General features: G+C 71.0%; 12 protein-coding genes. 7 read left to right on the top strand and 5 right to left on the bottom strand.

The window, feature by feature from the left end; genetic code table 11:
* Positions 1-75 precede the first annotated feature (75 nt).
* A complete protein-coding gene (locus tag ACSHV8_RS17670) occupies positions 76-2,007 on the bottom strand; it encodes an ABC1 kinase family protein (protein WP_436534395.1) in 1,932 nt (643 codons plus the stop codon).
* Positions 2,008-2,052: 45 nt separating this feature from the next.
* On the opposite strand from ACSHV8_RS17670, the gene ACSHV8_RS17665 reads away from it, so the two are divergent.
* From ACSHV8_RS17665 to ACSHV8_RS17645, 5 genes are all read left to right on the top strand, one after another.
* Positions 2,053-3,834: an HSP90 family protein gene (locus tag ACSHV8_RS17665; protein ID WP_436534393.1), complete on the top strand. Its 1,782-nt coding sequence runs from the start codon at positions 2,053-2,055 to the stop codon at positions 3,832-3,834.
* Positions 3,834-5,810 (top strand): hypothetical protein, encoded by a 1,977-nt coding sequence (locus ACSHV8_RS17660; RefSeq protein ID WP_436534391.1) that lies wholly within the window; start codon positions 3,834-3,836, stop codon positions 5,808-5,810. The genes ACSHV8_RS17665 and ACSHV8_RS17660 overlap by 1 nt, the downstream gene beginning before the upstream one ends.
* An 84-nt stretch (positions 5,811-5,894) precedes the next feature.
* Positions 5,895-8,807, top strand: coding sequence for a helix-turn-helix transcriptional regulator (locus ACSHV8_RS17655; protein WP_436534389.1), 2,913 nt, complete (start codon positions 5,895-5,897; stop codon positions 8,805-8,807).
* A 210-nt stretch (positions 8,808-9,017) separates the two neighbouring features.
* The gene (locus ACSHV8_RS17650; RefSeq protein WP_436534386.1) at positions 9,018-15,119 is read left to right on the top strand and encodes a S8 family serine peptidase; all 6,102 of its coding nucleotides are present in this window, start codon (positions 9,018-9,020) and stop codon (positions 15,117-15,119) included.
* A 97-nt stretch (positions 15,120-15,216) separates the two neighbouring features.
* Positions 15,217-15,459 carry a hypothetical protein gene (locus tag ACSHV8_RS17645; protein ID WP_436534384.1) on the top strand — a complete coding sequence of 81 codons (243 nt, stop codon included), beginning with the start codon at positions 15,217-15,219 and terminating at the stop codon, positions 15,457-15,459.
* 205 nt (positions 15,460-15,664) lie between these two features.
* On the opposite strand, the gene ACSHV8_RS17640 is transcribed toward ACSHV8_RS17645, so the two are convergent.
* Entirely contained in the window at positions 15,665-16,585 is a 921-nt protein-coding gene (locus ACSHV8_RS17640) for an RNA polymerase subunit sigma-70 (RefSeq protein WP_436534382.1), read from the bottom strand.
* A 77-nt stretch (positions 16,586-16,662) separates the two neighbouring features.
* Between ACSHV8_RS17640 and ACSHV8_RS17635 the strand changes: the two genes are divergently transcribed.
* Positions 16,663-17,214, top strand: a complete 552-nt coding sequence (locus tag ACSHV8_RS17635; RefSeq protein WP_436534380.1) for a dihydrofolate reductase family protein — start codon at positions 16,663-16,665, stop codon at positions 17,212-17,214.
* On the opposite strand, the gene ACSHV8_RS17630 is transcribed toward ACSHV8_RS17635, so the two are convergent.
* From ACSHV8_RS17630 to ACSHV8_RS17620, 3 genes are read right to left on the bottom strand one after another with little or no spacing between them, the layout of a single operon-like run.
* Positions 17,211-17,999: an ABC transporter permease gene (locus ACSHV8_RS17630; RefSeq protein ID WP_436534378.1), complete on the bottom strand. Its 789-nt coding sequence runs from the start codon at positions 17,997-17,999 to the stop codon at positions 17,211-17,213. The genes ACSHV8_RS17635 and ACSHV8_RS17630 overlap by 4 nt on opposite strands.
* Positions 18,000-18,003: 4 nt before the next feature.
* Positions 18,004-18,795, bottom strand: a complete 792-nt coding sequence (locus tag ACSHV8_RS17625) for an ABC transporter permease (protein WP_436534376.1) — start codon at positions 18,793-18,795, stop codon at positions 18,004-18,006.
* The gene (locus ACSHV8_RS17620) at positions 18,792-19,799 is read right to left on the bottom strand and encodes an ABC transporter ATP-binding protein (RefSeq protein WP_436534374.1); all 1,008 of its coding nucleotides are present in this window, start codon (positions 19,797-19,799) and stop codon (positions 18,792-18,794) included. The genes ACSHV8_RS17625 and ACSHV8_RS17620 overlap by 4 nt, the downstream gene beginning before the upstream one ends.
* A gap of 89 nt (positions 19,800-19,888) precedes the next feature.
* Here ACSHV8_RS17620 and ACSHV8_RS17615 point away from each other — a divergent pair, with 89 nt between their 5' ends.
* Positions 19,889-21,094 (top strand): hypothetical protein, encoded by a 1,206-nt coding sequence (locus ACSHV8_RS17615; protein WP_436534372.1) that lies wholly within the window; start codon positions 19,889-19,891, stop codon positions 21,092-21,094.
* The last annotated feature ends 12 nt before the right edge of the window (positions 21,095-21,106 follow it).

Here is a 21,106-nt window from a genome sequence, read left to right as displayed (position 1 = left end):
ATACCCATATCTGGCGGCCGATTACCGGGTTCAACCGGTTCGACAGCGCCCGGCGTTCCCGGCGCGCGGGGGACCTCAGTCGCGGCGTAGGACGATGGCGAGCACTCGGAGGATGAGGACGACCGAGATGACCAGGAGGGTGTAGCCCAGGATCGGGAACAGGCCGGTGCTCGCCGTGACCCGGGGCCCGGGCCCGCTGCCGAGCAACATGGCCGCCATCACCCCGGCCGCCGCGCCGATGACCGTCAGCAGTGTCTGGTGGATCAGCCCGGTGACCAGGCGACGGTCCTGGTCGTCGGAGAACAGCCGGATGTTGAGCCGCAGTCGCCCGTTCTCGATCGCGTCCCCGATCCGGTCCATCCGGCGCGGGATTCCGCGCAGCATCGGCAGCAGCGCGACCAGCTCTTCCTCCAGGACCCGGGGCGTGAACGTCTCGGTGATCCGCCGGTTCCCGGATTCCCGCGCGGCCGCGATCAGATCGAACCCGGGCCGCAGCAGCCCCAACGTCCCTTCCAATGTCGCGAACGCCCGGAAGACCGCCGCCACCGGAGCCGGAATCCCCAGCCCGTACGACGTGAACGTCCGAAGAAGTGCGGTCACCGCCGCCACTCCGGCGCTGCTCCCGGGTGCGGCGTAGCGGACCAGCAGCATGCCGAGCGCCCGCTGCAACTCCCGTTCGTCGACCTCGCCGCTGCGATCGGAGAGGTCGAGCAGCGCGTCGCTGGCGCCGACCGCGTCCCCGCGGCCCACGGCGGCCAGCAGCCGGCCGACCGCGGACCGGGTGACCGCGTCGAGCCGCCCGACCGAGCCCAGGTCGAGCATGCCGAGCGACCCGTCCGCGGTCACGAGCAGGTTCCCCGGGTGCAGGTCGGCGTGGAAGATGCCGTGCACCAGGACCTGGTCGAGCAGGCTGTCGAGCAGCCCGGCGGCGATCTCCTGACGCCGGGTGTCGTCGAGTCCGTCCAGGACGGGGGCGGCCGAGCCGAGCGGCGTCCCGGGCAGGCGGCGCATGACCAGCACGCGGTCGGAGCTGAGATCGCCGTACGCGAAAGGCACCTCGACCCCGCGCCCGGGTGAGGTGGCCAGGGCCGCGGCCATGGTCTGCAGGTTGTCGCGTTCGACGGTGAAGTCGAGTTCCTCGCGCAGCGCGTCGGCGAAGCCGAGCGCCAGCCCGCGCACCCCGAACGACCGCCCCCACGACGTGCGCGCCTCGAGGACGTCGGCCAGCCGGATCAGGATGTCCAGGTCGCGTTCCACGACGGCGGCGATGCCGGGCCGCCGCACCTTGACCACGACCGGCGTCCCGTCGGCCAGGCGCGCGGCGTGCACCTGGGCCACCGACGCGGCGGCCAGGGGTTCCCGGTCCACCTCGGCGAAGGGCGCGACGTCCAGGTCGAGCGCGGTCCACGGCACCGGCGCGGCCCGATCCTGCAGCGCGGTCAACTCCTCCACGAACTCGGCCGGCAACAGGTCCCGCCGCGTCGACAGCAGCTGCCCGACCTTGACGAACGTCACCCCGCCCTCGTCCAGCGCGTCCCGCAGCGACCGGGCCAGCCGCCGCCGCTCCGCCGCCGACGACGGCCCCCGGCCCTGACCGCGCAGGAACCGGCCGAGCCCGTGCCGCAGCGCGATCCGCACGATCGTGGAGTACCGGCGTGCGCGCGACGCCCGCCGGCGCAGACTCCGCCACGTCTCCACCGGCCCCGGCAGCGAACCGGTGGGCAGCAGCACCTCCAGGACGACCAGCGCGACCATGGCGATCAGCGCGGAGACGCTGGCCGCGGCGAGCACCAGCAGAGTCCCCTCGGCCGCGGTCACACTTCGTGGGTCGGGCGGCGCGAACGCGGCCAGCACCGGCGCGGTCACCATGGTCGCGAGAACGGCCGCGAGCAGCGTGCGCCCGGGACCGACCCGCACGCCGAGCAGCCGCCGGATGACCGCGGCGAACACCAGGACGGTCACCACCAGGAACGGGACGAACAGCAACACCGACACGGCTTTGGCCACGCGACCGACCATATAGTCAGTTGCCAATGCCGATATTCTTCCGCGGTGAGCTACACCTTCCGGGTCGACCTGCGCGGCGTCGTCGACCTGCTCAGCCATCACCTCTACGCGACACCCCGGGTCTACGTGCGTGAGCTGCTGCAGAACGCGGTGGACGCGATCACCGCCCGGCGCCTGGGCGACCCGCGGGCCGAGGGCGACATCCGGTTCGAGCCGGCCGAACGCACCGGCGACCGGACGCTGCGCATCCACGACACCGGCATCGGCCTGACCGAGGCCCAGGTGCACGAGTTGCTGGCCACCATCGGGCGCAGCTCCAAGCGTGACGACCTGGGCTTCGCCCGGCACGAGTTCCTCGGCCAGTTCGGCATCGGCCTGCTCTCCTGCTTCATGGTGGCCGACGAGATCCGGGTGGTGACCCGCTGCGGCGACCACCCGACGGTGCTCTGGACCGGGCACAGCGACGGGCGGTACTCGGTCGAGCTGCCCGAGGAGCAGCGCGCGACGGTCGGCACCACGGTCACGCTCGTGCCGCGGCCCGGCGAGGAGCACTGGCTGACCGGCAAGACCGTGCGTGAGCTGGCCGAACTCTACGGTTCGATGCTGCCGGTCACGGTCCGCGTCGGCGACGAGACGGTCACCACCGGGGTGCCGCCGTGGGAGAGGGCGCCGGGGGAGTCGTCGGCGGCCCGGTGGGCGCGGCTCACGACGTACGCCGAAGAAGCTTTTGGTTTCTCGCCCTTCGACGTCATCGAACTCTCCGCGCCGGAGGGTGGCGTGCGCGGGGTCGCGTTCGTCCTGCCGGCCCCGGCCAACCCGGCGGTCCGCGTCGCGCACCGCGTCTACCTCAAGCAGATGCTGCTTTCCGAGGGTGTCGAGGGGCTGCTGCCGCCGTGGGCGTTCTTCGTGCGCTGCGTCGTCGACACGACCGAGCTGCGGCCGACCGCCAGCCGCGAGGCGCTCTACGAGGACAGCCTGCTCGAACAGGTCCGCCAGAGCCTCGGCGCCAACCTGCACGGCTGGCTCGCGCGGCTCGGCGCCGGCGATCCGCGCCGCCTGCGCGACTTCCTGAGCATCCACCACCTGGGCGTCAAGGCGCTCGCCGTGCACGACGACGAGATGCTGCGCCTGGTCCACCAGTGGTGGCCGTTCGAGACCAACGTCGGCCACCTCACCCTGGCCGAATTCCATGATCGGTACGGCGTGGTCCGCTACACCGCGTCGTCGGACGAGTTCCGCCAGATGTCCGCGGTCGCCGCCGCCCAGCGGATTCCGCTGGTCAACGCCGGTTACGTCTACGACGACCAGCTGCTCCCCCGGCTGCCCGACGCCCTCGACGACGTGTCGGTCGAGGTGCTCAACCCGGCCGACCTGTCCATGAGGCTCGACCATCTCAACCCCGAAGACCTTGCCGGGGTACGTCCGTTCGCCGCGCTCGCCCAGCGCGTCCTGGAACGCCACGGCGTCGAGGTCGTCGTGCGCTCCTTCGACCCGGCCAGTCTGCCCGCGTTGTACCTGCTCGACGGCGACACCGCGCTGCAGGCCGACCTGCGGCACGCCCGCGACGGCGCCGACGAGCTCTGGGCGTCGATGTTCGACGCGTTCACCGGCGGCCCCGAGCAGCGCCCGCAACTGGTGTTCAACCACCGTAACCCGCTGGCCCGGCAGACCATGGCCACCGGCGACGAGGACCTGGCCACCCTGGCCGTCGAGGGTCTGTTCACGCAGGCGCTGCTGCTGGCCCGGCAGCCGCTCACCCCGGCCGCGACGGCCACCTTCAACCAGTCTTTCCTGGGGCTGCTCACCCGCGCGATGGGACAGCACTGATGGCCGGCGCCGAGGCCGAACTCGAGGAGATGCTGCGCGCCGCGCACCGGCTGGGCGAGGGCCCGGCCTACTACGCGGCCCTGGACGCGGTGTTCCGGCACGCCGACGCGGCCGGCGAGACCGCGTTCGGGTTCCGCGCCCGGATGAACGCGATCAGCGACTTCCACCACCACGGCGAGTACGCCCGCTCGTTCCTGGCCTTCCACTGGTGCCTGACCACGTTCGACAAGCACCCCGAGGTGACGAACTCGCACGACGAGCGGAACCTGCTCTGGCGCTTCAAGTGGATCGTCTGGCAGATGCCGCAGTTCTCCGCGGTCCCGCTCGACCGGGCGCTCGGCCTGCTCGACGACATGGAACGCCGCTACCGGGCCGGCAACCACAGCCTGCACGCCGTCTACCAGTACCGCGGTGCGGTCGCCGCCCACCTCGGTGACCTGGAGGCGGCCGCGCGCTGGTTCGGTGAGCTGGCCACGGCCCGCCGCGACAACCTCTCCGACTGCCCGGCCTGCGTGCCGACCAGCGAGGTGGAGTACCTGTCGGCGCGGGGCGCCTACGAGGACGCGGTGCGGGTCGGCGGCCCGTACACCGGCGGGGGTTGCACCGAGCAGCCGCAGCAGATGCTCAGCCAGTTGCTGCTGCCCTACCTGCACACCGGGCGCGCGCCGGAGGCGGTCGCGGCGCACCGGAGGGCGTACGCGATCATCCGCCGGAACCGGCACTACCTCGAACTGATCGGGCTGCACCTGCAGTTCTGCGGGCTGACCGGCAACCAGGAGCACGGCCTGGCCATTCTGGAACGGCACCTGCCGTGGATGGACCGGCCGGCCTCCACGTTCGCCGCCATGGAGTTCGCGTCGTCGTCGGCGCTGGTGCTGCGCGGCCTGATCGAGAACGGTCAGGGCGAGGCGGCGGTGCGGCGGCGCACCGACAGCGGCGACCGGCGCTGGGTCTCGACGGTGTCCGAGACGTATGCGGAGATGGCGGCCCGGGCCCGGGAACTCGCGGCCGAATTCGACCGCCGCAACGGCAACACCTACCAGAGCGGGCGCATCGAGCAGCGCATGGCCGCCGTCGCCCTGATCGACGAGCTGCCGTTGACCGTGCTCAGCGGGCGGCCCATCGAGGGCTCGCCGGTCTTCCTGCCGGCCCGCCGGGTGGCCGACCTGACCGCCGCCGGTGACACCGTCGGTGCGGCCCGGGCCCGCCTCGAAGCGGCCTACGAGCTGCGCAACGCCGGCCGCTGGGACGACGCGATGGAGACCGCCGAGGAGGCGCAGCGCAGCCTCGCCGTGGCCGGGCTCGACGCGGAGGCCATGGTCGCGCGGTATCTGCTGGTCGAGCTCTACGGCCGATCGTGGGCGGGACGCGATACCGCGTACGCGATGATGATCGAGATCCTGGCCGAGAAGGACCTGCCGTCGACGCTGCCGCCGCGGGCCGAACTGCTGGAGAAGGCGGCCGGGCTGACCTACAGCTCCGCCGCCCTCGACCACCTGCGCGAGGCCGCCGAACGGCATCGCGCGGCCGGCGACCGAGTGGCGGAGGCGCGCGCCCTGACCGACGAGCTGCGCCGCTACCAGGAGAAGCCCGCGCACTGGGCCGACCTGGCGTCCCGCCTCGACGAGCTGGCCGACGCCCTGCCCGACCCGGTCCGCGCCCAGTCCCACCTGTGCGGCCTGGAGGCGCGCGACGGCCGGTTGGAAGCGGCCCTGGCCCGGGCCCGGCGCTGGTCCGAGTTCCCGAAGATGCGCCTGCGTGAGGCCATGTTCCTGCTGCACCTGGGCCGCCCGGCCGAGGCCGAGGAGGTGGCCCGGCCCCTGCTCACCGAGCCGCAGTGGCGCCCGGAAGCGGTCCGGCTGGTCGGCCGCAGCCTGTTCGCCCAGGGCCGCCGCCCGGAGGCCGAAGCCTTCCTGGCCGGGTTCGACATCGCCCCGGACCACTTCGACGACTACGACGACGACCTGGACGACTGACCGGCCGACCGCTCGCGCCCGGTGTGACGATCGACAATCCCTTGTGGTCTTGTGCCCGATCGTCGAAAAGCGAGAGCATCACGCATGCTCGATGCCTCACCGGCCGTTTCCACGCCGAGTTTCGTCGGCCGCGACCGCGAGACGGCGGCGCTGCAGGCCGCCCTGACCCGGCCACCGGCGATCGTGCTGGTGGAGGGCGAGGCGGGCATCGGCAAGAGCCGGCTGCTGCGCGAGTGGCTGGCCGCGCCGGGCCGGCCCACCGCCCTGGTGTCGGTGTGCCCGCCGCTTCGTGAGTCGCTGACGCTGGGCCCGATCGTCGACGCGTTCCAGGGCATCGAAGACCCGGTGCCGAGCGCGGGGCTCACCGAGCTCGCCGGCGCGTTGCGGCCCCTGTTCCCGGAGTGGTCGTCGAACCTGCCGCCCGCGTTGCCGCCCCTGGACGACGCCAAGGCGGCCCGGCACCGCCTGTTCCGGGCCCTGAACGAGTTGCTGCGGGCTCTGCGGGTCGATGTTCTCGTGCTCGAGGACGCCCAGTGGGCCGACGAGGTCACCCTGGAATTCCTGCTGTTCGTCATCTCCCGGCAGCAGTCGGACGGGCCCAGCCTGGTGATCTCCTACCGGACCGAGGAGGTGGACGACGGATCGCTGCTGCTGCGGCTGACGTCCCGGATGCCGGCCGGCGTGACCCAGCTGCGCATCGCCCTGGCGCCCATGCCGCCCGTTGACACCGCGGCCCTGGTCTCCTCGATGCTCGACGGCAACCCGATCTCGCAGGAGTTCACGACGTTCATGCACGACCGGACCGGCGGCGTCCCGCTGGCCCTGGAGGAGTCGGTCCGGCTCATGTGCGACCGGGCCGACCTGGTCTTCCGTGACGGCCAGTGGGTCCGGCTGGAACTGCGCGAGCTGCAGGTCCCGCCGACCGTGCGCGACTCCACCCGGGAGCGGGTGAACCGGCTGTCACCGACGGCGCAGCAGGCGCTGCGCGCGGCGGCCACCCTGGCCGAGCCGTCCTCGGTGGCGACGATCGCGATGACCGCCGACCTGCCACCGGCCGTGTGTCGGGGCGCGATCGCCGAGGCCGCCGCCGCCGGTGTCCTGGCCGCCGACGACCACGGCCGCTGGCGGTTCCGGCACGTGCTGGCCGCCACCGCCGTCTACGAGGCGATCCCGCTGACCGACCGCCGGCAGTTCCACCTGCTGGCCGGCCGGGCCCTGGAACACCTGCGGCCCGCACCGGTGGCCCGCCTCGCCCACCACTTCCGCGAGGCCGGCGAGAAACGCTCCTGGGCGCGCTACGCCGAGCAGGGCGCCGAACTGGCCATGGCCTCGGGCGACCACACCAAGGCGGTCGATCTGCTGATCGACCTGCTGTCCTGGGCGGTGCTGCCGCCGGCCGACCGAGCGCGGGTCGCGCGCATCGCCGGGGTCGCCGCGCTGCGCCGCCGCGAACCGGTCGACAAGGTCTACCACCGGGTGATCCGGACCCTGCGCTCGGTGCTGGAGACCCCCGGCCTCTCGGCCCGCGAGCAGGCCGAGATCCGCAACCCCCTGGGCCGGCTCCTGATCACCGGCGGTGAGGCGCAGGCCGCCCTCAACGAGCTGGAGCAGGCGGTGACCAACCTCGACCACGACCCGGTCGAGGCGGCCCGGGCGATGACCTACCTCGGCTGGGCGTACGCGGGACCGTGGCCGGCCTCGACCCACCGGCGCTGGCTGGATCGCGCCGCCGAACTGGCCGGCCGGATCGACTCCCCGGCGCAGCGGCTGAACCTGGCCGGGAACCGGGCCGCGGCGCTGCTCATGCTCGGCGAGGAGGAGGCCTGGGACGTCGTCGCCGGTCTGCCGGTCGACGGCTCCACGGCGGCCGAACGCCTCGACGTGGCCCGCATCCACGTCAACGTCGGCACCGGGGCGCTGATCTGGGGCCGGTACGCCGACGCCGGGGAACACCTCGCCGTGGCCATGCGCCTGGCCGAGGCCGAGCAGGCGTCCCGGCTGCAGCACAACATCCGGCTCGAACAGGCCAACCTGGCGTGGAACACCGGCCGGTGGGACGGTCTCGCCGAGACCAGCGCCGAACTCGCCGACGCCGACCGGGACCGGCCGGCCCACTACCTCGGCAGCATCCGCCTCGCGGCCCGGCTGGCCGCCGCGGCCGGCCGCCGTCGCGCCGCGGAGGAGCAGTTCCGGCTGGTCCTGGACGAGTCGGCCCGTCTCGGCGCGGCCGACGACACGGTCGAGGCGGCCGCCGCGCTGGCCCGGCTGTGGCTGACCGACGGCAACAGCCGCCGGGCGCTGCGGATCACCGACGAGCCGATGGACACCGTACGGCGAAAAGGGGTCTGGGTCTGGGCGACCGACCTCGTGCCGGCCCGGGTCGAGGCGCTGCTCGCCGTCGGCGACCGGACGGCCGCGACCCGCCTGGTCGACCAGTTCGCCCGGGGACTGCGCGGCCGGTCGGCCCCCGCGCCGCGCGCCGCGCTCGCCGTGTGCCGGGCCCTGCTGCTCGACGCGGCCGGCGACCACGCCCGGGCGGCGGCGGCCCACGACCGGGCGGCCCGCGCCTGGAGCGCGTTGCCGCGCCCGTACGACGCCCTGCGCGCCCGCGAACGCCAGGCCGAGGCGCTGATGGCGCTGGGCCGGAACGAGCCGGGCCGCGAGCTGCTGGCGGCCCAGTACGAACAGCTGTTCCGGCTGGGTGCCCGCGGCGACGCCGACCGGGTCGCCCAGCGGCTCCGCGAGCACGGCGCCGAGGTCCCGCGACTGTGGCGCGGCGGCCGGCGCGGGTACGGCGACGAACTCTCCCCGCGCGAACTCGACGTGGTCCAGCTGGTCGTCGCCGGCAAGACGAACCGGGAGATCAGCCGGATCCTGTCCAAGTCCCCGGCCACCGTGGATCAGCAGCTCCGGGCGGCGATGCGCAAGCTCAAGGTGAGCTCCCGGACCGCCCTCGCGGTCAAGGCGGTGGAGGCCGGCGTCTTCGCCGAGTCGTGAAGTTTGACGTATCCGCCGGATAGCTAAGGGCCTTCGTCCCACCCGAGCATGGCTGCATGATCCATAGCCATATGCCGATGCATGTCTGAGCCACCGGTCGCGCGTGACGACGCCGCGCCCACCGAGGAACCGCCACCTCTCGAGCCGCAGGACGACGCCGACGACGAGAGCCACGACCCGTACCAACCCCTGTAGGCGGAACGGACCCCCATGAGACTCAAAGCCCTCGCCATGACAATGGCCGCCGCGGTCGGCCTGAGCATGCTGCAGCAGCTACCCGCTTCTGCGGCACCCGATCCCGGCACACCGGCCGGCAAGATCGCGTCCGACCTGACCGACCGTTTCCGGACGCAGCCGTCCTCCGACTTCTGGATCACCTTCGAGAACAAGGCCGACCTGGCGCCGGCGAAGAAGATCGCCGACTGGACGGCCCGTGGCCGGTTCGTCTACGACGCGCTGACCGCGGCGGCCAAGACCTCCGTCGCGTCCGTCTCCTCCGACCTCGACCGGGCCGGCGTCAAGTACACCTCGTACCCGATCGCCAACGCCGTACTGGTCAAGGGTGGCACCGAGAAACTGGCCCTGACCGTGGCGTCACGGGTGCAGGTCGCCGAGATCCACACGACGCCGCAGGCCGCGCTCGTCACGCCGGTGGACGAAAAGGCCCCGGCCGCATCGAGGGCCACCGTGGACGAGACCGTCACCTGGGGCCTGGAGTCCATCCACGCCCCGCAGGCGTGGGCCATGGGGGCCACCGGCGCCGGCATCACCGTGTCCAACCTCGACTCGGGCGTGCAGTTCGACCACCCGGCCCTGCTGCACCAGTACCGCGGCACCAAGCCCGACGGCACGGTCGACCACAACTACAACTGGATGGCCACCCGCGGCTCGTGCACGACCGCGCCCTGTGACGACAACGGCCACGGCACGCACACCATGGGCACCATGGTCGGCTCCGACGGCACCGACCACGTCGGTGTCGCACCGGACGCGCAGTGGATCGCGACGAACGGCTGCTGCGACAGCTCCGGCGTCGAGTCGCTGCTGTCGTCCGGCTGGTGGCTGCTCGCGCCGACCGACCTGCAGGGGAACAACCCCGACCCGTCCAAGCGCCCGCACGTGGTCAACAACTCGTGGGGCCAGACCGTCGAACACAACTTCGACAACTTCTTCCAGGCGATCGACGAGGCCTGGACCGCCGCTGGCATCTTCAGCGTCTGGTCGTCCGGCAACACCACGCCGTACGCGGACTGCGATTCCGTCTCCTCGCCCGGCTCGGCCGAGGACGCGTACTCGGTCGGCGCCTACTCCTCGGACGGCACCCTCGCGTCGTTCTCCCGCAAGGGCGAGGGCGAGAACGGCAAGATCAAGCCCGAGATCTCCGCCCCCGGTGACGCCGTCCGCTCGTCCTACCCGAACAACACCTACATCGAGATGTCCGGCACGTCGATGGCCGCCCCGCACATCGCCGGCGCCGTCGCTGACCTCTGGAGCTACGATCCGACCCTGATCGGGCAGGTCGACGAGACCCGCCGCCTGCTCGGCGAGTCGGCCGTCGACGTCGACGACACCGAGTGCGGCGGCACCGCCGAGATCAACAACAAGTACGGCGAGGGCCGGCTCGACCTGGTCCGCCTGCTGGAGCTCGCGCCCCGCAAGGGCGGCACCCTCACCGGTGTCGTCACCGCGAACGGCGCCCCGGTCCCGGCCGCCGACGTGACGATCAGCGGCCCGTTCAGCCGGTCGATCGGCACCGACGCCGACGGCCGGTTCACCACGAACCTCCCGGCCGGTGACTACAAGCTCAGCACCAAGGTCTTCGGCTACCTGACCGCGACCGCCGACGTCACGATCACTCTCGGCCAGGACACCACTGTCACGTTGCCGCTGACCGCCGCCGCGAGGCACGACATCAGCGGCCGGGTCGTCGACGACAAGAAGCGGCCGGTCCCGAACGCCGACGTGAAGATCAAAGACACCCCCCTGAAGACGGTACGTACGGACGCCACCGGCGCCTTCACGATCACCGCGGTCCCCGAGGGCACCTACGGTCTGACCGTCCAGCCCAACGCCTGCTTCTCGCCCAGCACGGTCCCGCTGACCGTCGGCGCGCAGAACCAGCCGTCCGAGATCCCGGTCGGGCTCGTCGTCGACCAGGGCGGCTACAGCTGCGCCGTCACGGAGGGCGAGTACCTGCGCGGCACCGACCCGGTCACCTTCGACAGCGGGGTCTGGGCCACGGTGAAGCTGCCGTTCCCGATCGCGCTCTACAACGGCACCCACGACACCCTCGGCATCGGCCTGCGGGGTGTCATCTCCCCGGACACCAGCACCAGCCCGGGCTTCGGCGGTGCCGGCATCTTCCCGCTCTACGTCCAGACCCCGGTCGAGTTCGCCCCCGGCGGCGGCATCTTCACGGCGGCCACCAAGGTCAACGGCGAGGACGCGTTCGTCGTCGAGTACCGCAACGCCAAGCTCTGGTCCTGGCCGACCCGGGCCGAGTACAGCGAGCCGGTCAACTTCTCGGCCACCCTCACCCGCTCCGGCACCATGATCTTCGGGTACGGCGACGGCATCGGCACCGACGATCCGGTGACCGCCGGCGAGCAGGCCGTCACCGGCATCCAGGGCTGGGCCGGCGTCGACGGCATCCGGTTCTCCGACCACACCCCGGTGCTGCACGACGGCATGATCGTCACCTACGACATGCCGGACTTCGGGTACCTCGACGCGACCGTCGTCGACAAGAACGACGGGCTGCCGGTCGCCGGCGCGAAGGTCTCCTTCAGCGACAAGAACGGGCTGGTCGAGACCGTCACCACCAACGGGACCGGCATCGTGCACCGCCAGCTCCCGGTCGGCGACTACACGATGACGGTCGAGGCGACGAACTACACGACCGGGTCGTACCCGTTCGCGCTGAAGAGTCTCTACGCCAAGGCCACGATCGACGCGCGTCTGACCACGGGCGCCGCCGGTCTGAAAGCCGACGGCCTCGACACCCTGCTGGGCACCGACCAGAACGGCGCGGGCACGCTCACGCTGACCAACAACGGATCCGCGCCGCTCACGTACAGCCTGGGTGAGGCCGCGCGGCACCCCGAACTCGACGCCGCCGGCGCCACCGCGCGCACCGGCACGGGCGCGACCGGCACGATCGACCTGGCCGGCTGGAAGTCCGGTGCGAGCGGCATGAAGCCGTCGAACGTCGACGGCAAACCGGCTACGTCGAGCGCCGCCGAAGCGCAGGCCGCGGCCAAGGTCGGCCCGACCTCCGGCGGTGACGTCATCACCCGGATCGAGATTCCCGGCACGATCGCCGAGAAGGAACCCTCCGGCATCGGCTACGACGGTGACGTCTGGGTCCACGACTACAACGCGCGCACCAACACCGCGTACACGGTGACCGGCAAGAAGACCGGGAAGGTGTTCGACGCGTCGTGGAACCCCGACTACCGGGCGTTCGACATGGCCCTGGACACCAAGACCGGTGACATGTGTCAGATGGAGGACAGCCCGGCCAGCTACATCCACTGCTTCAACCGGGACACCGGCAAGGAGACCCGGCAGATCAAGGGCGACTGGTCCACGCTGCAGCTGACCGGTCTCGCCTACAACCCGGCACAGGACGTCTTCTACGTCGGCGGCCGCGCCAACGGCATGATCGGCACCGTCGCCGGCACGTCGCACGACAACGCGGGTGCGCTGCTGTCCTTCTGCGCCCCGCCGCTGCCCGAGGTGATGGGCCTGGCCTACAACCAGGCGTCGGACACGATCTGGTACACCGACCTCACCTCGAACCGGCCGACCCGCCTGCTGCAGGTCGACCCGGACGACTGCTCGCTGGTCAACGCCTGGTGGTTCCCGGGCCAGAAGGCCGGCCAGGGCGGCGGCCTCGAGACCGACGCCACCGGGGCGCTGTGGGCGGCCGACCAGCTGGCCGACGACGTCGTGCTCGTCGACGTCGAGGACGACCTGCTCACCGATCTGCCGTGGCTGTCGCTCTCCTCGACCGGCGGCACCCTCGCCCCCGGCCAGACGACGACCGTCAAGGTCTCGATCTCGGCCAAGGGCGCCCAGCCCGGGGTCCAGGGCGCGAACATCGTGGTCCGGTCCGACTCCGGACGTCAGTCCAAGACCTACGTCCCGGTGACCCTCACGACCACCAAGTACCAGGTCGGCGTCAACGCCGGCGGCACCAAGCTGACCGACGGCTCCGGCTTCACCTGGTCGGCCGACCAGGCCGCGAGCAAGAAGTCCTGGGGCTACGAGGGCAAGACAAAGATCAACACCACCAGGACCCCGATTTCCCGTACGACCGACGACGCCCTGTTCCAGTCGCAGCGCACCACGTCGGACAAATCGCTGTTCTACCGCTTCCCGGACGCGCCAAAGGGCACGTACGCGATCGACTTCGGTTTTGCCGAGATCGACAAGGCCGGTAAGGGGAAGCGGGTGTTCGACGTCCTCGTGGACGGCGGACTGACCGATTATGCCTACGACCCGACCGCGGCCGTCGGGCCGGACACCGCCGACTGGCGCAAGGCGGTCGTGCAGCACCCGGGCGGTCCGCTGACCGTGGAACTGCGCGGCTCGAAGGGCCTCAAGCCGCCGAGCATCGCCGCGCTGCGGGTGACACTCGACCCGCGTGCCGACGCGGCGCCGCCCGAGGAACAGCCCGAGCAGCCCGACCCGGGCCCGGTACCGGTGGCTCCGGCCGGCCGCTCGTACACGATGAGGGTGACCGACGGGCTCTACCGCCAGGGCACCGAGGAGTCCGGCTGGCACGGCGACGACAGCTGTGGCGTGCTGTGGTTCAGCGACGACTACCTCCAGCCGTTCTACGACAGCGCCTGGGACGGCGTGTGCGTGACCACCAACGGATCGCTGATCTTCGACCGCGCCGACACGTCGGGAAGCAACACGGCACTCCCGTCACCGTCCCCGGCCGACGCGATCTACCCGTTCTGGGACGACCTGATCATCGACGACGAAGCGGGCATCTACTTCGGCACGACCGAGGTGGACGGGGTGCCGGCGCAGATCGTCGAATGGCGCAACGCCACCTTCTACAGCGACCGGACGGCTCGCGTCAGCTTCTCGGTCACCCTGATCGCCGACGGCCGGATCCAGATCGGCTACGGCGACGGCGTCGGCGGCGACAACCCCCTCACCCAGGGATCGTCGGCGACGGTCGGTGTGCAGAGCCTGAACCGCAACCCCGCGGGCCAGTACTCGGCCGACCAGCCCGTCCTGAAAACCGGCCTCGGACTGGAGTACAGCCTCCCGGCCGCCGGCACGATCGAGGGCACGGTCACCGACAAGAACGACGGCAAGCCGATCGAAGGCGCGATCGTCACGCTCGGCGAGAGGGTCATCACGACCGACGTGAAGGGCCGGTGGAAGGCCCAGGCCCTGATCGGCGCGAACACCGTGCGGATCGAGGCGCCGAACTACATCGCCACCAGCCAGACGGTGACCATCACCAAAAAAGACCAGGCCGAGGTACGGAACACGGCGCTGACCACGGGCATCGCCACCGTCACCGGCACGGACCTGGACTGGCTCCTCGACAAGGGCCAGAAGGCGACGGGCACGGTGACCGTTACCAACAGCGGCTCCGCCCCGCTCGACGTGCGGATCAGCGAACAGGGCAGCGACCTTCCGTGGCTGACCCTCACCGGCGCGGCCGCGACCGGCACGGTCACGCTCGCCGCCGGCAAGGCCACCACGGTCACGGTGACCGCCGACAACACCGGCCTCAAACCCGGCGTGCTCGCCGGGAACCTGCTCGTGGCCACCAACGCCGGCAAGGGCGACACCCAACTCAAGCCGGTCCGCCTGGCCACGTCGGCCTACTGGAAGGGCATCGACGCCGGCGGCAAGGGCCACATCGGCACCGACGGCTTCGTCTGGTCACCCGACCAGAACTACGTCGGCGGCAAGGTGAGCACCACCCGGGCCGACATCGCCGGCACCAAGGACGACGCGCTCTACCGCACCCAGCGGACCGGCGAGACGTTCAAGTACGTGTTCAAGAACGCCCCGGCCGGAACCTACCGGATCGAACTCGACTTCGCCGAGCTCGACAAGGTCAAGCCCGGCAAACGCGCCTTCGACGTCCTGGCCGACGGCAAGATCGCCCTCTACGACCACGACGTCCAGGCGAAGGTCGGCGCGCTGACCGCCGACACCAACACGATCACCGTCGAACACACCGGCGGCGACCTGACCCTCTTGTTCACCCGCGAGAAGGACGAGGCCGACCCGATCCTCAACGCCCTGAAGATCCAGGAGGACCCGCGCCTCTGAGCTGACCCACCGACGATCGGAGCCTCCCCGGCGACCCTGCCGGGGAGGCTCCGGCCATGACCCGCCAAGTCCGCACCGCCGGCGGTAGCCTCGACGCGTGCAGATGCAGCTCGGCCGCGGCGACGATGCCGACGGAATCGTCCGAACCGAACCGCAGCCGGTGACACGCCTGACCATGGTGACCATGGTGGAATCGGAGGACTGGGCCGTCGAGCTGCCGCAGCCCCTGCTCCTTCACCCCGGCGACCACATCTGGGTGTCCGACGCAGCGATTTACGTCCGGCGGCCGAGCGGCGAGGTAACCCGCCACGACGGCGACGGCCATTGGCTGTGCCGGTAACTGGATGAATCGTCGACGCGGTCCTGAAGGAACCTGGCGAGATCATCCATCCGCTGATCCTTGCGTCCGCGCCCGCGAGCCTCACGCCAGGACGACCACCCTGCGGCGAGGGAGACGACCTTCGAGCACGGCCCGGCCGGCGTCGTCGAGCCGCTGCTCCGGTACCGGCAGCAGCGGGAACAGCAAATACTGGGCTGATGCTCCACTACTGCGGATCGACGGCAGTCACCGCTGCTGGGGGTAGGTCGAACGCCGGGAACAGGGCCGGATCGACGAAGGTCACGCAGCTCCGGATCAGGCCGTCGGCCACGGTGAACAGCTGCATCGAGTGGGCGCCACCGCCCGGCGCGTAGGCGGCGAGCGCCGGCCCGCCGTTGGCCGCGATCGAAACGGCTCGCCAGCCACCGCCGCGCATGGCGAAGACCCGTTCCATGAATGTCCGGAAGTGGTCACGCCCGGACAGCCAGAGGTTGACCGGCGGCATCTCCAGGGTGACGTCGTCGGCCAGCAGCCGGCTCAGGGCGGCCACGTCGCCGGCCTCGAACGCCGCCGCGTACCGGGTGATCACTGCCCGGTCCGCGGCGACGTCCGGTTCGCGGAGTGTGTCGAGTGACGGCGTGGCGGTGCGCAGGGTGGCCCGGGCGCGCTGCAGGCTGCTGTTGACCGAGGCCACGCTGGTGTCCAGGATGTCCGCGACTTCGGCGGCCGGCATCTGCAGGACTTCGCGCAGCAGGAGCACCGCCCGCTGCCGGGCCGGTAGCAGTTGCAGCGCGGCGACGAGGGCGAGCCGGAGCCCGGCCCGCTGCTGGGCGGTGTCGGCCGGGTCCGGGAACGGCTGCAGCCACGGGATGTCGAGCGCCGGGGTGAGCGGGGCGAACGGATCGTCGCCGGCCGGGCCGAGGCCGCTCGGCAGCGGGCGCCGGGTCCGCCCGTCGAGGGCGGTCAGGCAGGCGTTGGTGGCGATCCGGTGCAGCCAGGTGCGCAGCGACGCGCGGGCCAGGTCGTACCGGTCGGAGGCTTTCCAGGCGCGCAGCATCGTCTCCTGCACCAGGTCTTCGGCCTCGTGGATCGAGCCGAGCATCCGGTAGCAGTGGGCCAGCAGGTCTCCACGGAATTCTTCAAACACGGTGACGTCCCCGATGAGTTCGGCGGCTCGCGCCGGTATGTGGTCGGTGAGAGAGTTCCGACCGAAGGGATCCCATCGTGGGCGATGTCATCGTCATCCAGTTTTCCACGCTCGACGGCGTGGTGTCGGACCCGGACGGGCGCGGCGGCACGAGTTACGGCGGCTGGGCGTTCCGGTTCGGTGCCGGTCCCGTCGCCGACGACAAGTTCCGGCTCGGTGAGCGCATGACCAAAGGCGTTCAGCTGTACGGCCGTCGCACCTGGGAGGCGTTCGCGAAGGTGTGGCCGCAGCGGGACGGCGACTACGCGCGCGTGATGAACGCCGTACCGAAAATGGTCGCCACCCGGACCGGCATCGATGCGCAAGCATGGCCGAACTCGGAGGTGATCGACGGCGAAGCCGTCGCCTGGGTCGAGAAGAACCGGGAGTCGACCGACATCGTGGTGATCGGCAGCACGAGCCTGGTCCACCAGCTGGCCGCGGCCGGCCTGGTCGACGAGTACCGCCTGATCACGTTCCCGGTCGTGGCCGGCCAGGGCGACCGCCTGTTCGTCACCCCGGCCGACTTCCGGATCGTCCTGGCCGAGCCGGCCGGCCCGACCGTGTTCACGCAGCTGCGCCGGGTCTAGTTCCCGGCGCTCTCGTAGCGACGCAGGCCGCGTTTGAAGATGATCGCCGCGGTGGCCGCGCAGTAGGCGGCCACCAGCGGTGTCAGCAGGCCCAGCCAGTGCGACGGCCCGCTGTCGAGCAGGTACGCGACCGGGAAGAAGCTGATGAAGGCGAACGGCAGCGCGAACCCGAGCACCGCCTTCAACGCCAGCGGGTAGATCGACAACGGGAATCGGGTGAGGTCACCGGCCTGGTGGACGGCGAACGCGAACATCGGGGTCGGGCTGGTCATCCAGAACGACACCGCGCTGGTCGCCAGGTTGATCGACACCTTGATGACGGCCGCGCTGATCAGCAGCAGGATCGCCAGCAGGACCCGCCACCAGGTCCAGTCGACGCTGACGTGGGCGATCCCGGCTCCGATCATGAGTCCGCCGGTGACGATGTTACTGAGCCCGTTGACGCCGACCGCGGCACTGCTGACCTGCAACGCCACCGGGTACGGGCGGACCAGGAAGTAGTCCAGGTCGCCCTGGTTGATCTGCCAGGGCAGGTCCCACATGCCCTGGAAGAACAGCGAACCGACGCCCTCGGCCAGCGCGACCAGACCGAACATGATCACCACGGCCCAGAACGTCCAGCCGTTGAGCTGCGGAACCCGGGCGAACAGAGCGGACACGAAGACGACGTTGACCACCTGGGTCAGGACGGTCGCGCCGGCCATCAGCAGGAAGTCGGACTCGTACTCCAGCATCGAGCGCACGTGCGCGCCGAGCAGTCTCAGATACAGGCGAAAGGTGCGCATCGACTCAGCCCCCGTGCACGGTCAGCCGGCGCAGCGCGGCCCGCCAGATCAGCCGGGCGCCGAACCAGAGCGCCACCACCCATCCGAGCTGCACGGCGACCAGCAGCAGGCCCCGCCCGGGGTCGACACGTCCGATGAAGATCAGCGCCGGGGTGGAGACCAGGCCGGCGAACGGCGACCACTGCGCGACCGCGGCCAGCCAGCCGGGCAGGAAGGTGAGCGGGATGAGCGCGCCGGACAGCAGATTCACCAGCGCCAGCCGGGTCCACTGGACGCCGATGAAGTTCTGCGTCCAGAAACAAGCCAGGGTGCTGAGGTGGACGATCACGAACTTCAGCGGTACGAGCAGCAGCAGACTGGCCGTGAACAGGGCCGATGCCGTACCCGAAGGAAGGTCGACGCCGCCGGTGAAGCTCAGCGTGAGACCCGCGACGACCGCGACCACGACGACCTCGATCCAGGCCCCGCCGAGCGTCTCGGCGAACCGGGCGCGCTGGAAGTCGAGCGGTTTGATGATGTCGAGCGCGACCAGGCCGCTCTGGATCCGGTGCGCGGTCCGGAAATCGCCGAACACCGACACCAGCGTGCCCGCGGCGAACGCCACCAGCAGATACGACCGCATCTGGGGCCAGGTGAAACCCTGCACCGACGGCGAGTCGCCCAGCACCACCCGCCACACCGCCAGCAGAGCGACGAGCTGGAAGAGGACCGCACAAAGACCCAGAAAAAGATTACTTTTGTACGTGAGAGCGGACCGCGCCGTCGCCCGGGCCAGAGCGCGGTACGGGCTGCTCACCGGTTCTCACCGAGCACGAGCTCGCCGGAGTAGACGCGGCGGATGACGTCCTCGATGCTCGGCTCGTCCATCCGGAAGTCGACCAGGCTGGCCAGACCGGCCACGGCCGACACCGCCTGGCCCGCGGTCATGGCGAACCGGTCAAAACGTACGGCGAAATGAAGTTGATCCTCGGCGGTTATCGCCGCATCGGGCAGCGACGCACGCAGATCCTCCAGCGCCACCGGATGCTCGGTCTCCACATGCAGGATCCGCTCCCGCGCGAACCGGTCCTTGACCCCTTCGAGGTCGCCGTCGAAGATGATCCGCCCCTCGTCGATGATCACCAGACGGCGGCAGAACCCCTCGATGTCGGCCAGATCATGGCTGGTCAGCATCACCGTGGTGCCCTCGTCGCGCAGCCCGCGGAAGAACTCGCGCACCCGGTCCTTCACCGCCAGGTCGAGCCCGATGGTCGGCTCGTCCAGATAGACCACCTGCGGCCCGTGGATCAGCGCGGCCGCCAGATCGGCGCGCATCCGCTGACCCAGCGACAGCTTGCGACCCAGGATCGGAAGGATCTCGCCGAGCCCGAGCACTTCATCAAACCGATCAAGACGCTTACGGTACGTTTTCTCGCCGACACCGTAGATGTCCCGCAGCACCGCCAAGGACTCCGCGACGGGCAGGTCCCACCACAGCTGCGTGCGCTGCCCGAACAGCACGCCGATCTTGTGCGCGACGGTCATCCGATCACGCTGCGGGTGCAGGCCGTCGATGCGCACCTCGCCCTCGGTCGGCACCAGGATCCCGCTGAGCAGCTTCACCGTCGTCGACTTCCCGGCCCCGTTGGGCCCGACGTAGGCCACCGCCTCACCCGCCTCGATCGACAGGTCGACGTGATCAACCGCCACCTTGTCCCGATAGCGGCGAGTGAACAGGTGCTTGACCGAGCCGGCCAGGCCAGGCCCCTTGTCCGGCCTCCGGAAGACCTTGGTGAGGCCACGCGCTTCCACGATCGGCATGTGCTGAATCCCCCGTTTGGATGTCGACAGCGATCGCCAGCACTCTATGGAACCGGTTCCGGCCCCGCAAACGAGTTGCCCCTGGTTTGATGATCAAGGACTCCCGACGAATCGGAGACGACGACATGACCGGCTGGTCGGCGATGGCAGGCACCCACCGGTTCACGGTGCCCGACGACTACTACGCTCAACAGTTGGCTGAGGCGCTGGCATCGTACGGATTCGCCCATGTCACGGCCCGTTCGTCGCCCAGCGGCGGATGGGTGGTGATCGCCGTCGACGACGGGCCGTACGCGGTCGACCCCATCGGCCATCGCACGATCGAGGCCGTCGGGCGTGCCGCCGCACTCATCGCCCAGCAGTACGGCGGGTATCCGGACGGCGGCAGTCGCTTCGACGTGAGCGGGTTGCCGAGCGAGCGCGGCAGCAGCGACCCGATCGTCTGCGTCAACCCGGGGGCGCGTCCGCCCATGCCGAACGTCGTGCTCGTCGAACCGCCGCCCGCCGCGACCCTGGCCCTGACTCCCGATCATGCCGAGGATGCGCCGATCGACCTGTCCGGACTGGACGAGATTCCGTGGAACGAACTCTCGCACGCCCATGGCGACGCGGAGGAGATTCCGGGACTGATCCGGGCGTTGGCCGACCCGTTCGGCGAGTGGGGCGAGACCCTGGACGAGTTGTTCGGGGACGACCTGCTGCACCAGGGCACCTGCTACTCGGCGACCGCGCCCGCGCTGCCGTTCCTCACCCGCCTGATCGTCTCCGGGGCGGTGCCCGCCCGGCAGCGGCTCGACCTGTACGTGTGGCTGCTCGTCGCCGCCGGTCGACGGGCGGACGGAGTGCTCGCCGACGCCGACCGGGCCACGGTCGCAGGCCGCTCACCCGAGCCCGCGGCGTGGTCACTCGACGTTCACCGCGCGGTCGGTGAGCAGCTTCCCGCCCTGGTCACCCGCTGGGAACTCGAACCCCCGGCCGTCAGGTTCGTGCTGGCCGGCCTGGCCGCCCTGTATCCGCACCACGGGCGTCGGATCGGGGATCGGATCAGCATCATGGCCGAGGAGTTCGACGGCACGCAGCCCGGCGCCTACCTGCGGCTGGCCGAGGCCCTCGTGCACGGGCGCGACCAGGAGGCCCTCACGGCCGCGACCGGCATCGTCGCCTGGGAGGACGGCCTCGAACCAGAATGGCTGGACGGGACCGACGTGCCCGCCCCCGTCCGGGCGGGGCATGTCCTGGCGGAGGGCGCCTTGCACGCTCTCAGCAGCAGCCAGGTTGGAGCAGGGGACTCATAATCCCTCGGTCGC

It is taken from the genome of Actinoplanes sp. HUAS TT8 (assembly GCF_051380535.1).
GTDB lineage: Bacteria > Actinomycetota > Actinomycetes > Mycobacteriales > Micromonosporaceae > Actinoplanes.
The sequence above is the reverse complement of the archived record's forward strand: the minus strand, read 5'-3'. Positions and strand labels throughout refer to the sequence as shown.